Annotated in this window: 15 protein-coding genes; 5 read left to right on the top strand and 10 right to left on the bottom strand. The window is 74.2% G+C overall.

Going from position 1 to position 14,251, the window contains the following annotated elements; all coding sequences use genetic code 11:
- Positions 1 to 6: 6 nt before the first annotated feature.
- Genes SCNRRL3882_RS37890 through SCNRRL3882_RS37875 form a run of 4 tightly spaced genes read right to left on the bottom strand, consistent with a single transcriptional unit; the run spans position 7 to position 1,660 of the window.
- A complete protein-coding gene (locus SCNRRL3882_RS37890; protein WP_010040635.1) occupies positions 7 to 747 on the bottom strand; it encodes an MnhB domain-containing protein in 741 nt (246 codons plus the stop codon).
- Positions 744 to 1,004 (bottom strand): hydrogenase subunit MbhD domain-containing protein, encoded by a 261-nt coding sequence (locus SCNRRL3882_RS37885; protein ID WP_010040637.1) that lies wholly within the window; start codon positions 1,002 to 1,004, stop codon positions 744 to 746. Before SCNRRL3882_RS37885 ends, SCNRRL3882_RS37890 begins: the two co-directional genes overlap by 4 nt.
- 24 nt (positions 1,005 to 1,028) lie before the next feature.
- Positions 1,029 to 1,481, bottom strand: coding sequence for a monovalent cation/H+ antiporter complex subunit F (locus tag SCNRRL3882_RS37880; RefSeq protein WP_010040638.1), 453 nt, complete (start codon positions 1,479 to 1,481; stop codon positions 1,029 to 1,031).
- Positions 1,478 to 1,660: a hypothetical protein gene (locus SCNRRL3882_RS37875; RefSeq protein WP_010040639.1), complete on the bottom strand. Its 183-nt coding sequence runs from the start codon at positions 1,658 to 1,660 to the stop codon at positions 1,478 to 1,480. Before SCNRRL3882_RS37875 ends, SCNRRL3882_RS37880 begins: the two co-directional genes overlap by 4 nt.
- 207 nt (positions 1,661 to 1,867) lie before the next feature.
- On the opposite strand from SCNRRL3882_RS37875, the gene SCNRRL3882_RS37870 reads away from it, so the two are divergent.
- Complete coding sequence (locus SCNRRL3882_RS37870) at positions 1,868 to 2,413, top strand: VanZ family protein (RefSeq protein ID WP_010040640.1); 546 nt, start codon at positions 1,868 to 1,870, stop codon at positions 2,411 to 2,413.
- 91 nt (positions 2,414 to 2,504) lie between these two features.
- Here SCNRRL3882_RS37870 and SCNRRL3882_RS37865 read toward each other — a convergent pair whose 3' ends face one another.
- Both SCNRRL3882_RS37865 and SCNRRL3882_RS37860 read right to left on the bottom strand, forming a co-directional pair.
- Entirely contained in the window at positions 2,505 to 2,741 is a 237-nt protein-coding gene (locus SCNRRL3882_RS37865; RefSeq protein WP_029181226.1) for a hypothetical protein, read from the bottom strand.
- A 66-nt stretch (positions 2,742 to 2,807) separates the two neighbouring features.
- A complete protein-coding gene (locus tag SCNRRL3882_RS37860) occupies positions 2,808 to 3,617 on the bottom strand; it encodes an SDR family oxidoreductase (protein WP_010040642.1) in 810 nt (269 codons plus the stop codon).
- Positions 3,618 to 3,740: 123 nt separating this feature from the next.
- On the opposite strand from SCNRRL3882_RS37860, the gene SCNRRL3882_RS37855 reads away from it, so the two are divergent.
- From SCNRRL3882_RS37855 to SCNRRL3882_RS37840, 4 genes are all read left to right on the top strand, one after another.
- On the top strand, positions 3,741 to 4,781 hold the full coding sequence (locus SCNRRL3882_RS37855; protein ID WP_010040645.1) for a PHP domain-containing protein: 1,041 nt from the start codon (positions 3,741 to 3,743) through the stop codon (positions 4,779 to 4,781).
- A 41-nt stretch (positions 4,782 to 4,822) separates the two neighbouring features.
- The gene (locus tag SCNRRL3882_RS37850; protein ID WP_010040648.1) at positions 4,823 to 5,488 is read left to right on the top strand and encodes an HAD family hydrolase; all 666 of its coding nucleotides are present in this window, start codon (positions 4,823 to 4,825) and stop codon (positions 5,486 to 5,488) included.
- 154 nt (positions 5,489 to 5,642) lie between these two features.
- On the top strand, positions 5,643 to 6,821 hold the full coding sequence (locus SCNRRL3882_RS37845; RefSeq protein ID WP_040903320.1) for an FUSC family protein: 1,179 nt from the start codon (positions 5,643 to 5,645) through the stop codon (positions 6,819 to 6,821).
- Positions 6,822 to 7,123: 302 nt separating this feature from the next.
- Entirely contained in the window at positions 7,124 to 8,152 is a 1,029-nt protein-coding gene (locus tag SCNRRL3882_RS37840; protein WP_029181229.1) for an SDR family oxidoreductase, read from the top strand.
- Between the two features lie 126 nt (positions 8,153 to 8,278).
- Here SCNRRL3882_RS37840 and SCNRRL3882_RS37835 read toward each other — a convergent pair whose 3' ends face one another.
- The 4 genes from SCNRRL3882_RS37835 to SCNRRL3882_RS37820 all read right to left on the bottom strand — a co-directional run bounded on the left by SCNRRL3882_RS37835 (position 8,279) and on the right by SCNRRL3882_RS37820 (position 14,194).
- Complete coding sequence (locus SCNRRL3882_RS37835) at positions 8,279 to 8,563, bottom strand: hypothetical protein (protein WP_010040657.1); 285 nt, start codon at positions 8,561 to 8,563, stop codon at positions 8,279 to 8,281.
- 61 nt (positions 8,564 to 8,624) lie between these two features.
- Positions 8,625 to 9,914: an ROK family transcriptional regulator gene (locus SCNRRL3882_RS37830; protein WP_010040658.1), complete on the bottom strand. Its 1,290-nt coding sequence runs from the start codon at positions 9,912 to 9,914 to the stop codon at positions 8,625 to 8,627.
- A gap of 92 nt (positions 9,915 to 10,006) precedes the next feature.
- The gene (locus SCNRRL3882_RS37825) at positions 10,007 to 10,981 is read right to left on the bottom strand and encodes a phosphotransferase family protein (RefSeq protein ID WP_040903309.1); all 975 of its coding nucleotides are present in this window, start codon (positions 10,979 to 10,981) and stop codon (positions 10,007 to 10,009) included.
- A gap of 30 nt (positions 10,982 to 11,011) precedes the next feature.
- Positions 11,012 to 14,194 (bottom strand): cytochrome P450, encoded by a 3,183-nt coding sequence (locus SCNRRL3882_RS37820; RefSeq protein WP_010040662.1) that lies wholly within the window; start codon positions 14,192 to 14,194, stop codon positions 11,012 to 11,014.
- Positions 14,195 to 14,251 lie beyond the last annotated feature (57 nt).

The following is a 14,251-nucleotide window of genomic DNA, read 5'->3' as shown; positions in this document are numbered from 1 at the left end:
GCGGCCTCACGTTCCGCTCTCCTCCTCGATCTCGACGGCCTGGTCCAGGAAGCGGGCGAGCAGCACGACGACGGCGCAGGCGACCTCCATGCCGACGGCCGCGTTGAGCAGCGGGACGGTGCCGCCGGAGGACAGCGTGTTGAACGTGCCGTGCGGCAGCAGCGTGTTGGCGAGGAAGGCGGCACCGCCGAGCAGTGCCGCGACGCCCGTGACGAGGTAGGCGCAGACGGCGACCCCGTCGCCCACCTCGTACCGTCCGACCGGCCGGACGCGTTCCAGGGCGCGGTAGTCGGCGCCCAGGTACAGCAGGTGCAGGGCGGTCGCGGCGACCACGCCGCCCTGGAAGCCGCCGCCGGGGCTGAGCTGCCCGTGCGCGACGACGTACAGGCCGGTGAGCAGGGCGACGGGCAGCACGAGCAGGGCGTAGCGGCGTACGGGCGGGGCGACATCGGCGGGTTCGGGCCGGGCGCGGTGCTCGTCGCGGGTCTGCCGCAGCAGGACGACGCAGCCGAGCACGGCCGCGAACAGGATGGTCAGCTCGCCGAGGGTGTCGAAGGCCCGCTGGTCGAAGTTGACGGAGGCGATGGTGTTGGCGGTGCGGTGGGCCAGCGACGCCTCGACGGCGCGGTCGCCGTAGGGGTGGCGGTCGCCGCCGAAGGCCGGCAGGCCGAGGCAGGCCGCGACGAGCAGCGCGGCGACGCCCGCGCCGCCCACGGCCACCAGCCACAGCCGCGTGCGGGGGCTCATTTCCCGCCTTCCTCGCGGTGCCTGCGTCGTCTCACCTTGCGGACCGTCAGCAGCAGCAACAGCGGCGTCAGCGCGGAGCCGACCGCGAGCTGCGACAGTCCGACGTCGGGGGCCTGGAGCACGGTGAACAGCACGGCGAGCACGACACCGAGGACGGACAGCACGAGGGCCTGGCGGACGGGGTCGCGGGTGGCCACGGCCACGGTCGCACAGGCGGCGACCAGCACCAGCGCGACGGCGATCACGGCTTCGTCCACGGCTGCCTTCTCCCCTGTTCGGCGCTACTCATGGCGTGTCCCTCCGGCCATGCCGGTCAGCGCCCGTGATGCGACGAGGTTGCCGCCGATCAGCAGGGCGCCGGTCACCAGGAGCTTCGCCATCGCCCGGCCCGGCCCGGTGACCGCGCACAGGGCCAGCACGACCACGGCCCCGAGGCCGGCCGCCGCCCAGGTCGCGCCCCGGGCACGGGCCGGGTCCTCGGCCAGTTCCCCGGCGAGCAGCCGGGCGAAGACGAGCGTGCCGACCGGGCCGAGCAGGGCGAGGACCAGGGCGAGATCGACGTAGGAGGGGCGGTCGTAGCCCTGGGCGAGGAGCAGCAGGCCCGGGCAGGCCACCGCGGTGGACAGGTTCTGGGCGACGACCCGGCGCCGCAGCGGTCCGGTGGAGACGCCCCACAGGGCCGCCGCCAGGCCGGCGGCGAGGGTGAGCGTCGCGGCGAGGATCCAGCCGTTCACCGTCCGGCCACCGCCCGTCGCGCGGCCCGCGCCGCGAGCGCCCCCAGGAGGGCCGCGCCCGCGCCGACCGCGAGTTCCAGCGGGTCGACGGTGGTGACGAACACCAGCCACAGCGCGGTGAGCGCGGCCCACCAGAGCGGTACCTCGGCCGCGGCGAGGAGCGTCGTACGCCGGTTCACGCGCCACCTCCACGGGGGCTGATCGTTGTGGCGGTCATCCAAGCACCGCCCCGGCTGCGGGACGTGACGGCGCGCGGCGGCTCCCAGCCCGGAGTGCCCCGGCGGACGGCGGGGAAACCGTGGCCGGGAACAGCCCTCGGCGGCATCGTCGGCGCGCCCGTGGGTAACCGGCTTATCACGCAGGGAAGTTGAAGACTGGAGGAGACAATGGCCGGTGCAGCCTCACGTCCCCGTACGGCCGGCTCCGGCCGCGAGCGACGCCGGCTGCCGCTGCCCGTCCGGCTGCTGGCGATGCTGTGTGCGTTCACGTTCATGGTGGCCTTCGCCGTGGTGCTGGCCCGGCTGACGCTTCAGCCCTCGCCCGCGTCGGAGGCGCTGACCCACACCAATCTGCATCCGGGCCGCTCGCTGAAGGCCTATCTCGACCAGCCGGAACTGCGGGACGCCGTCCGGCAGATCGGCGGCAACATCCTGCTGGGCGTCCCCTTCGGCGTGCTCGTGCCCGTCGTCGCCCCGCGCACCCGCGGCATCCTGCGCGTGCTGCTGCTGACCGCCGTGGTGATGCTGCTGGTGGAGTTCGCCCAGGGCGCGCTGGTCACCGGCCGCGCCTTCGACATCGACGACGTCATCCTGAACACCGCGGGCGCGCTGATCGGTTACCTGCTCCTGGGGCGCCGGCTGAGCCGCGCGGTCCATGCGCGCGGGCCCCGTGGCGGCCGGGCCGGGAAGAAGCCGGCGCCCGGGCGGTCCTAGGGCCTGTCCGACCATTCCCACTCGTCGCCCGGAGGGCGGCCTCGCGGCGTCAGGCCCGGTACCCGGTCGACCTGGTGCACCCGGTCAGGCCCTAGTGCACGGTCCAGGTGAACTTGTCGCCGCCGACCCAGCGGACCACGTCCGGATCGTCCAGGTCGTGGACCGTGATGCCGAACGCGGCGGCGGCCGCCAGGACGTCGGTGAGGGCCTTGGCCTCCCCGACCACCTGGCCGTCGATCTGCACGATCCGGAACGGCGGTGTGCCCGGCTGCACCCCGAGCACCATGATCCGCGGGTGGGATATGTACGGGCTCGCGCTTTCGGTCATGCATCGAGCCTAGAACGCAACCGGCGGTAGCGCGGGTTCAGCGACCGGACGGTCCGGCCGGCCCGCTCAGGGACGGCGCCAGTCGTCGCTCGTCAGGTGCGAGCCGGCCTGCGGGCCCATGCGGAGCATGCCGCCGTCGACGCTCCAGGAGGCGCCGGTGACGTACGAGGCGTCGGGGCCGGCGAGGAAGGCGACGACGGCGGCGACCTCGCGGGCGTCGCCGGGCCGTCCCAGCGGCACGCCGGGGCGGCTCTCGGTGTGCGGGTCGGTGTCCTCCTGCCCGGTCATGGGCGTGGCGATCTCGCCCGGTGCGACGGCGTTGACGGTGATGCGGTACTCCGCGAGTTCGAGCGCCATGACCTGCGTGAGCAGGCCGAGACCGCCCTTGGCCGCGCAGTACGGGGCGGCGCCCACGCGCGGCTGGTGCTCGTGGACGGACGTGACGTTGACGATCCGCCCGCCGTCGCCCTGCCGGATCATCTGCCGGGCCGCCTTCTGCCCGCACAGGAACGGCCCGACCAGATCGACGTCCAGGACCTCGCGCACGTCGGACAGCTCCAGGTCGAGGAAGGGCGTCATGGTGCCGGTGCCGGCGTTGTTGACCAGCACGTCGAGACGGCCGAGGCGCTCGCACAGCTCGTCGACGGTGTCGGCGGCCTCGGGCAGCCGGGTGAGGTCCATCCGGGCGACCTCGGCCCGTCGCCCGTGCGCCCGGACCTCCTCGGCCGTCTCCTGCGCCCCCTTGTGGTCGCTGTGCCAGGTGATGCCGACGTCCATGCCCGCCCGGGCCAGCCGTACGGCGGTGGCCCTGCCGATGCCGGAGTCGGCGCCGGTGATCAGGGCGACCTTGCTGGGTGGCGCGGTGGGGTCGGACATGGCGGGCCTCCTCGTGGGCGCGTTCGGGACGAGGCGTCGCAGTACCCGGGTGGGTACCGGGCAAACCGCGCGCCCGCCGTGCGGCCCGCGGGGCGCTGGGGAACCCTTGAGGTGGAGGTGGCGATGGATCCCGTCGAGGCACTGGACCGGATCGCCTTCCTGCTGGAGCGGTCCCTGGCGCCGACGTACCGCGTGCGCGCCTTCCGTACGGCGTCCCGGGTGCTGAAGGAGTTGGGCGAGGACGAAGTGCGCCGGCGGGCGGACGCCGGGTCGCTGGAGTCGCTCAAGGGGGTCGGCCCGAAGACCGCGCAGGTGGTGCGGGAGGCCCTGGCCGGTGAGGTGCCGGGCTATCTGCGGAAACTGGAGGGCGAGGCGAAGGAGCCGCCGGCCGTACGGGGCGGCGAGCGGCTGCGGGCGCTGCTGCGCGGCGACTGCCATCTGCACTCCGACTGGTCGGACGGCGGCAGCCCGATCGAGGAGATGGGCCGGGCCGCGGCGGCGCTGGGGCACGAGTGGGCGGCGCTGACCGACCACTCGCCGCGTCTGACGGTGGCGCGCGGGCTGTCGGCCGAGCGGCTGCGGGAGCAGCTGGACGTGGTGGCGGAGCTGAACGAGACCTGGGCGCCGTTCCGGCTGCTGACCGGCATCGAGTGCGACATCCTCGAGGACGGCTCGCTCGACCAGGAGCCGGAGCTGCTGGACCGGCTCGACGTCGTGGTGGTGTCGGTGCACTCCAAGCTGCGCATGGACGCCCGGTCGATGACCCGGCGGATGGTGGCCGCCGTCCGTGATCCGCATGCGGACGTGCTCGGGCACTGCACGGGGCGGCTGCTGACCGGGCGGGGGCGGCCCGAGTCGGAGTTCGACGCGGACGAGGTGTTCGCGGCGTGCGCGCAGACGGGCACGGCCCTGGAGATCAACAGCCGGCCGGAGCGGCTCGACCCGCCGCGGCGGCTGCTGCGCCGGGCCGTGGACGCGGGGGTGCTGTTCTCCGTCGACACCGACGCGCACGCGCCGGGGCAGCTGGACTGGCAGATCAACGGGTGCGCGCGGGCGGAGGAGTGCGGGGTGCCGCCGGAGCGTGTGGTGACGACGTGGTCCCTCGAGGAGGTGCTGGCCTGGACCCGTGAGCGGCGGGTGCCGTCCGGCGTGGCGGGCGGCTGAGGTGGTACCCGGGCGAGCCGAAAGAGGAAGGGATCGCAGACATGGCAGAGGCGCAACGGGCGGCCGTGTTCGACGTCGACGGCACGCTGGTCGACACCAACCACCTGCACGTCGTGACGTGGTGGGAGGCCTTCCGGCAGGCGGGCCACGACGTGCCGATGCACGCCGTCCACAGGGCCGTGGGCCTGGCCTCCACCGACCTCGTCGCGCACCTGCTCGGCGAGGACCGGGACACGGACCAGGACGCGGGGATCAGCGCCGCGCACAAGGCGCTGTACGGGCAGTACTTCGACCGGCTGCCGGCGCTGCCGGAGGCGGGGGCACTGCTGCGGCGGCTGCACCGGGACGGCTGGACGGTGGTGCTGGCCACCTCGGCGGGCGGCGCGGAGCTGAGCGCGCTGCGCCGGGCGATCGACGCGGACGAGGCCATCACCGCCACCGCCAGCGCCGACGACGTGGACGCGGGCAAGCCCGCGCCCGAGCCGGTCGAGCACGCCCTGGGCCTGGCCGGGGTGCCGGCGGAGCGGGCGGTCTTCGTCGGCGACACCGTGTGGGACATGCGGGCGGGCAGCCGCGCCGGGGTGCGCTGTGTGGGCGTCCTGTGCGGCGGCATCCCGCGCACCGACCTGGAGAAGTCCGGCGCGGACGCGATCTACGCCGACCCCGCACACCTTCTGGCGTCCCTGCGGGACAGTCCGCTGGCATGAGGCGGCGTGAAACCCCCGGTCCCGCGGATACTCGCTGCGCATGGACGAAGCCGCAGCAACGAACGACACCCGCCCCTCCGGGCCGACGGCCCGGGAGCCGCGGCCCCGCAGCGTGACGGACGGCCGGGCGGCCGCAGACGCGTTCCGTGAGCGTATGGGCGAGCTCGGGCAGGAGGCCCGCGCCACGCGACCACTGGATGCCGTGCGGCGGGAGGCGCGGACGGCCGTGGAGGCCGTGCGGGCCGCCTGGCGCGGGCCCGGACGGGAGCGGGACCTGGTCGTCCAGTCGCTGAAGGCCGCCGCGGCGGCGGTGATCGCCTGGCTGGTGGGCGGCGTCTGGATGGGCGACCCGCTGGCGCTGATGGCACCGTGGGTCGCGCTGGTGCTGGTGCAGGCCACCGTCTTCAGCTCGCTGGTGCAGGGCGCACGCCAGTTCGGGGCGATCTGCGTCGGCACCGTGCTGGCCTCGGCGACGCTGGCCCTCACCGGCGACACGACGGGCGCGCTCGCCCTGTCCGTCCCGGTGCTGATGCTGCTGTCGAACTGGCCTCGCTTCGGCGACCAGGGCATCTACGCGGCGACCACGGCCCTGTTCACCCTCACCGCGGGCACCGTGAGCATGTCCGGTGTCGGGCACCGGGTGGGGCAGGCGGCGCTCGGCGCCGTCATCGGCGTCGCCGTCAACGCGCTCGTCCTCCCGCCGATCCATCTGCGGGACGTCCGGGAGAACCTGGCGACCCTCGCCCGGGAATCGGGCGACATCCTGCGCTCCGTCGCCGCGGACCTGCACGAGGGCGACTGGGACGCGCAGACCGCCGCCGGCTGGCTCAACGCCTCGGCACGGCTGGACCGCCGTCTGGAGGCGCTGCGCTCGGCGCGCCGCTGGAGCCAGGAGAGCCTGCGCCTGACCTACGGCCCGCTGCGCGCCCTCCACCGCGTTCCGCACATGCCCCTGCCGCCACCGGACGAGGACGAACGCCTGGGCCGCGTCACCGGGCAGGTCACCACCCTGACCCGGGCGCTGGCGGTGGCCGTGGACGACAAGCGCACGCCCGCCCCGCCCGAGGGCCCGGCCCTGCACTCGTACGCGGACCTGCTGGACCTGCTCGGGGACGCCTGCCACACGGAGGCCGACCGCTTCCTCAACGGCAGCGTGGACCGCCGCCGGGACGACGAGAAGGAGAACAGGATGCGGGAGCTGCACCGGCAGTTGCAGGAACGGCTGCGGGAGCACGCCGGGCAGGGAGCCGAGCACACGGCGGTGCTCGGCACGCTGCTGCTCCAGGCCGAGAACCTGTGGGCCGAGATCCTCCCGGAGCACGCGGAGCGGTGACACACATCACCGCGACAGAGGTCCGGAGCCGGAACACCCAGAAGTGGTTCCCCGTTGAACAACACGTGGGTGCGGATGGGACAGTGTCCCCGGGCCTCACCATTCGCCCACAGGGACGATCGTTCGGCTGAAGCCCTGTGGAGCCCTTCGCCGAGAGGCGACCGCCATCCGTGCCCACCCCTTGGGCCGCCCCGGCCGTGATTCCCCCGTCCGGCCGGGGCTTTCCTCTGCCCACGTGCGATCGGCGCGACCCGGGTACTCGGTCATCTGCCGAGGACGGTCGCGGCCGAGAGGAGCACATGGTGAGCAGCGGAACAGGCATGAGGATCGTCGTCACGGGCGCCACCGGCAACGTGGGCACCAGCGTGGTGCGCCTCCTCTCGGAGGATCCGGAGGTCGCCTCCGTGCTGGGCCTGGCCCGGCGGCTGCCCGATTGGTCGCCGCCGAAGACGGACTGGTCGGCGGTCGATCTGGCGTCCGAGGAGTCCGATCTGGCCGAGCAGTTCCAGGGCGCCGACGCGGTGGTCCATCTGGCCTGGGCGTTCCAGCCGACGCACGACCCGGCGGCGACCTGGCGCACCAATGTGCTCGGCAGCATGCGGGTGTTCGAGGCGGTGGCCGCCGCGGGCGTGCCGGCGCTGGTGCACGCCTCGTCGGTCGGCGCGTACTCGCCGGGCCCGAAGGACCGGGCGGTGGACGAGTCGTGGCCGACGCACGGCTGGCCGGATGCCGCGTACTGCCGGGAGAAGGCCTATCTGGAGCGCGCGCTGGACACGTTCGAGCGCGACCACCCCGAGACGCGGGTGGTGCGGATGCGGCCCGCCTTCCTCTTCAAGCGGGAGTCCGCGAGCGAGCAGCGCCGGATCTTCGGCGGGCGTTTCCTGCCCGGCCCGCTGGCCCGCCCGGAGCTGCTGCCCTTCCTGCCCGACATACCGGGGCTGCGGGTGCAGGCGCTGCACACGGACGACGCGGCGAACGCGTACCGGCTGGCCGTGCGCTCCGACGCCAGGGGCGCCTTCAATCTGGCGGCCGAGCAGTCGGTCGACGCGCAGGTGCTGGGTGAGATGCTCGGTGCGCGCCCGGTACGGCTGCCGCGCACCGCGGCCCGTTCGGCGATCGCCGCCGCCTGGGGCCTGCACCTGCTGCCCGCCTCCCCGCACCTGTTCGACGCGGTGCTGCGGCTGCCCCTGATGGACTGCACGCGTGCGCGTGCGGAACTCGGCTGGCGGCCGGAGCACACGGCGACGGAGGTGCTGGAGGAGTTCCTCAAGGGTCTTCAGCAGGGTGCGGGCGCACGTACGGAACCGATGCGGGGACGCAAGGTGGGCTGACCGCAGGTCCTCCACAGGTGCTCCCGCGGGAGAGCCCATGGCCACCAGGACGACCGATGGCCGCAGCCGGCCCCCACAGTCGGCTGCGGCCATCGGCGCTCACGCCGCCGGAGCGCTCAACGGCGCTCAGGCGGAGGACTCGTCCGGCACCGGGTGCTCCGGGTGGACGGTGCCCGAGCGCGGTTCTCCCTGCCGTCCCGTCCCCGCTTCGTCCGTGTCGGGGACATCGTCGGCGGGTTCGCCGGCCCCGTCCTCGGCCTCGTTCCCGTCGTCCTTCCGGTCCTCGCCGGTGCCCGTGAAGCGCGGGGCGACCTCCCACGGGTCCTCGCCGGCGTCTGCCTGCTGGTCCGGCATGTCCCGCGGCACGGGCTCACCGTTCTCGCCGGGTCCTTCGAGGCGGTGGTCGGTCACGGCGTGCTCCCTTCACTGGTCCGGGCGCCACGCGAGTACCTCCGCGGTGACCTGAGAAACCTCAGCGCGGTGCCCGCTCCTGAAGCGCCGTGCGCCAGGCGGGGAGCGGACCGTCCGGTGCCGGATCGGGGTGCCGGCCGCCGCGCGCGAAGAAGTCGGCGAGCGGCAGGATCGCGGCGCCGACCGTGACAGCGTCGGGCCCGAGCCGGCCCAGATCGATGGTCACCTTCTCGGCCGGGTGGCGCAGCGCGTACGACATGGCGTGGCGGCGTACGGCGGGCAGGAAGCGGGAGCCGAGCGCCAGGCCCGCCCAGCCGCCGATGAGGATGCGCTCCGGCTGGAAGAGGTTGATCAGGTCGGAAAGGCCCGCGCCGAGGTACTCGGCGGTCTCCTCCAGAACGGCCAGCGCCACCGGGTCGGCCGGACCGTCGCCGGACGGGTGGGCCGCGGCGAGCATCGCGGTGAGCGCGGCCTCCTCGTCGATGCCGTCCGGAACCCGGCCGCCCTCCTCCCGCCAGCGTGCGATGAGTGACTCGGCTCCCGCGTACGCCTCCAGGCAGCCGAGGGCACCGCACCGGCAGCGGCGGCCCCGGACCCGTACGGTCAGGTGCCCCCATTCGACCGCCCGGCCCTGTTCCACGTCGGGGGTGACGAGGCTGGCGCCGACGCCGGAGCCGAAGAGGACCACGACGGCGTTGCGGGCGCCGCGTCCGGCACCGAACCACATCTCGGCCTGGCCGAGCGTCTTGGCTCCGTTGTCGATGACGTACGGGACGGTGTCCGGCAGGGGCGAGCCGGTGCGGAGCAGGGCCTCGAGCGGGACGGTGTCCCAGCCGATGGTCTGCCCGTGGACGAGCGTGCCGCGGTCGGGGGTGCGTTCGACGATGCCGGGGACGCCGATGCCGACGCCGAGGAGCCGCTCGGGTGCGAGGCCGGCGGTGTCGAGCACCTCGGCGATGCCGTGGCGGATGTGGTCGACGATGACCTCGACCTCGTACGTCTGCGCCGTGAGCGGGTGCTCGGCGCGGGCGAGCTCGGTGAGCGTGAGGTCGAACAGTTCGACGCGCACCCGGGTCTCTCCGACGTCGACGCCGATCATGTGGCCACTGCCGGGCGCGACACGCAGCAGGGTGCGGGGGCGGCCCCCGTCGGAGTCGACGCTGCCGGCCTCCTCGACCAGTCCGTCGGCCACCAGGTCGGCGACGACGTTGCTGACGGAACCGGAGCTCAGCCCGGTCGCCGGGCCGAGCTCGAAGCGGCTGAGCGGCCCGTCGAAGTAGAGCCGTTGCAGCACGGCCGTGCGGTTGGCCCGTCTGAGATCGCGTACCGTGCGCCCGTTCCGCCCCGCCATGTGGCTCCTTCCGGCCCCCTGTCCGACCTGCAACATACCGTCGGGGACGGGCTCGGCGCGATATTCCTCCACCCCTTATTTCATGATGTGAGCTAACTGACGGACCGGGAGGCCTCCTCGATCTCGTCCAGAGCGGCGAGCAGTTCCGGAGCGACCGCCTCCTGCACCCAGCGCTCGTGTTCCTCTCCGACCTCGCGCGGAATCGTCTCGGTGAGCATGATCAGGTACAGGTAGGCGCGGTACAGGGCCAGCCGGAGGCGGGCCGGGGTGTCGAAGCGGGCCCGGCCGCCCACCTCCCGGTAACCCGCCAGGAACGCCTCGTCCCGCTTGATGTCGCCCAGCAGCGCCAGGGAGACGAAGTCGGCCAGGGGGTCGCCCCAGAACATGCGCTCCCCGTCGATGAGGCCGCCGATGCGGGCGTCGCCGCCCGAGCGGTCGACCAGGATGTTGCCCCGCCACAGGTCGAAGTGCACGAGGCACGGGACGGTGACCTCGTCGAGGGCGCCGTAGGCGTACCGGGCGGTACGGGCCACCGCGTCGACGGGGCGGGGCAGCCGCGCCCCGTAGCGCCGGGCGTCGTCGAGTACGGCGTCGAACATCGTCGTGAACGCGGTCCGCCAGTCGGGGGCGAGCGGGCCGAGGGCGCCGGAGGGATAGCCGAAGCCGGTGCCCGTCACGCGGTGCAGCCGGGCCGTCTGGCGTCCCAGCTCCGAGCGCAGTGCGGTCTGTTCCGCGTCGGTGAGCGTGCCGTCCCACGGGTCGCCCGGGCAAGCCGTCATCAGCAGGAAGTCGTCCCCCATGGACACCAGCCGCGGTGCGGGGACTCCGGCATCGGCGGCCGAGTCGTAGAACTCGGCCTCCGAGACGAGGAGCCGGCGCTCGTGCCGGAGGCCGGGGGTGGCCGCGGCGGGCGGGATCTTCAGCACGTAGCGGGTGCCGTCGGTGAGGCGGAGTTCCTCGACGGTGTTGTACGTGCCGCCGGTCAGCGGGGCGAGGTGGGCGAGGCGGCCCGGATCCAGGCCCGCCGCCTGCAGGATGTGCCGGGCCCGTTCCCAGGAGTCCACCACCGTGTGCCCACCCCTCCCCTTCGCCTTCGGTCAGCCGGCCGCGTACACGTCCTCGACGTAACGCCCGTCCGCGACCAGCCCGTCGAGCCACCGCTCGGCGGCCGTCCCGTCGGCGCCCGGCGTCTGCTTGCGGTACAGGGTACGGAACACCTCCCGCACCCCGGGCGCCATCCGCGAACCGTCACCGCAGACGTACACCCGCGCTCCGGCGCCCAGCAGGGCCCAGACCTCCTCGGCCTCGGCGGCGATGCGGTGCTGCACGAACCGCACCTCGCCCTCGGGGGCCTCGCTGAAGGCGGGGCGCAGCGAGACGGCTCCGGCGGTCTCGGCGGCGCGCAGTTCGTCGGCGTGCAGGAAGTCGGCGTCGGGCGCGTCGCAGCCGAAGTAGCAGACGGCCGGGGAGAGTTCGGCGCCTGCCGCGAGGGCCGCCGTACGGTCGGCGATGGCGCCGCGGAACGGGGCGAGGCCGGTGCCCGCCGAGACCATGACGATCGGTGCGGATCCGCCGGTGGCGTCGATGCGGAAGGCCTCCCGGCACGGCTGCACGCGCGCGTACACCGTGTCGCCGGGTTCGACGGTGGCCAGGTAGCCGGATCCTGTGCCCCGGTACAGGCCCTTGCCGGAGCGCGAGGGCGCCTCCAGCAGCGAGACCATCAGGTCGACGTGACGGGGGTCGGCGGCGGGCGAGGAGGAGATGGAGTAGTGGCGGGGGCGCAGCGGGGTGAGGAGGTCGAGGAGCTGCGGCCAGGCCAGGGCGCCGCGCAGGGCCGGGTGGTCCTCGATGATCTCCACGAGGGTGCGCGGGTCGTCGGTGAGGGCGGCCAGGGCGGTGCGCTCCGGCGGGCACGGGTTGGCGGCGGCGAGCGCGGCCAGCTGCCCGGCGCTGGGGCGCTCCTGCAACTCCACGTGGTGGGTGAGGAGCTGCCGTACCGTCACGGGGCGGTCGACGGCGATCGCGTCGCGGCGCGGGCGCGTGGCGCGGATGTCCAGGACCGTGTCGAGGTCGGCGCCGAGCGCGGCGGCGGCGCGGGTGACGAGGTCCGGGTGGTTGGCGGGCAGCACGGCGAGGTGGTCGGCCGTGCGGTAGGTGACGCCGTCCGGAAGCGCGATGCGGAGGAACCGCTTGCGGCGCGCGTAGCCGGGCGCGGTGAGGTCGTGGGCCTCGGTGACCCGCATGGGGACGAGCTCGTGCCGCTCGGCGAGGGCGTCCAGCGGGCCGCCGGTCAGGGCGCGGACCTCGTAGGCGGCCGTGGGCTCGGGCTCCGGGGTCGTGGCGTCCGGGTCGCCGTACCGCTCCAGCAGGGCGACGCGGAGGGCCGCCGTGAACTCCCGGACGGTACCGGTGAGGTCGCCGGAGGCGTCGGCGGCGGCTCGGTCGAGGAGCCGGGCGGCGCCGGATTCCGCGAGCCGCTCGTCGATCCGTGTGGGGACGTGCTGGTAGGTCGCGGCCCAGTTGCGGTCGCCGACGCCGAGGACGGCGTACGTCACGCCGGACAGGTCGTGGGTCTCCTCCAGCCGGGCGGTGAAGGCGGTGGCGTCGTCGGTGGGGCGGCCGTTGTAGGAGGCGGCCGTGATGACGACGGGCCGGTCGGTGGGCAGGCCGCCCGCGTGGGCGTCCAGGGGCGCCACCTGGGTCTCGCAGCCGACGGCGGCGGCCTCGTCGGCGAGTTGGGCCGCGAGGTCGCGGCAGGTGCCGTAGTTGCTTCCGTGCAGGAAGAGGGCGGCGGTGCCGGGACGGACGCGCGCGGGCAGGCCCTGCGGTTCGGCCGACCGGGAGTCCTGGACCGGGGCGGCGCCGGGCAGCGGCGCGTGGACACGGTCCGCGGTCGTGCGCGGGGTGAGCGTGAGGGTGAAGCCCTCGGGCTTGAGGGTGAGGGTCTCCTTGACGTGGAGCCGGTAGTCGGCGTGGTCGCTCAGCCGGTAGCGGTGGACGAGCATGGCCAGCAGCATGGTCGCCTCGTGCAGGGCGAACTGCCGTCCGATGCAGGCGCGCTCACCGGTGCCGAACGGCTTGAAGGCGTGAACCGGGCGCTCGGCCTCCGCCTCGGCCGTGAAGCGGGACGGGTCGAACAGCTCGGGGTTGTCGCCCCAGACGGGCCCGCGGTGCAGCATCGGCGTGAGCACCAGGGCGGACTGCCCGGCGCGCAGCGGGACGCGGCCGCCGAGCAGCGTGTCCTCGCGGGCCTCCCGGGCGAAGACGGCGGCCGTGGGCCACAGCCGGAGCGCCTCGTTGAGGACCTGGCGGGTGTAGGTGAGCCGGCCGATCTCGTCGTACCCCGGTTCGGGGTCTGCCCGGTCGCCCCACAGCTCGTCGACCTCGCGCTGCACCAGCTGGAGCGCGGTCGGGTGCTTGGCGAGGTAGTACAGGGCGAAGGACATGGCGCCGGAGGTGGTCTCGTGGCCGGCGATCAGGAAGGTGATGACCTGGTTGCGGATGTTGGCGGCGTCGAGCGTGGTGCCGTCGGCGGGGTGCTCGGCGGTGAGCATGAGGCCGAGCAGGTCGTCGGCCTGGCTCTGGTCGGTGCCGGTGCGGGCGGCGATGACGTCGTCGACGACCCGGGCGAGATAGGCGGAGTCGTCGCGGAAGGCCGCGTCCGCCGCCGAGTAGTCCCGGCCCGGGACGCGGGCGAGGCGGGTCATGCTCCACTCCAGGCAGCGGACCATCGACTCGACGAAGGGGTGCGGCTCGGAGCGCTCGAAGGAGCCGAAGTCGTAGCCGAACCCGGCCAGTCCGATGGTGTCGAGCGTCATGCGGGTCATGTCGCCGGGCACGTCGACGGGCCGTCCGGCGCGGGCGTCGCGGTCCCAGGACGCGATGAGCCGGCGGGCCACCTTCAGCATCACGGGGTGGTAGGTCCGCATCGAGCCGAGCGCGAAGGCGGGCATGAGGATGTCGTGCGCCTTGGCCCAGTTGGGCTCGTCGTTGTACGCGGTGAACAGGCCGTCGGCGGCGAACTCGCGGACGTTCTCCAGGCCGGGTCCGATGTGCTTGGCGAACCGCTGCTCGTCCGCGAGTTCGGCCACGAGGTCCAGGTCGCCCACGAACAGGGTGTCGCGTCCGTACAGCCGCCGCACGAACACCGGCCCGTGCTCGCGCATCAGGTCCATGGCCTGCTGGACGGGCGCGTCGCCGGGTCCGGTGCCGGAGATGTCGGCGACGGGGACGCCGGGGAGGCCGTCTGCGGGCCGGGGGGTCTGTGCGGTGGGGCGCATGACGCGACAACTGCCTTTCGCGGTACGGAAGTACTGCGATCCAGCGTGATCCACGGG

Source organism: Streptomyces chartreusis NRRL 3882 (assembly GCF_900236475.1).
Classification (GTDB): domain Bacteria; phylum Actinomycetota; class Actinomycetes; order Streptomycetales; family Streptomycetaceae; genus Streptomyces; species Streptomyces chartreusis_D.
Note: the sequence above shows the minus strand (reverse complement) of the source record. Positions and strands in the feature narration are given on the sequence as shown.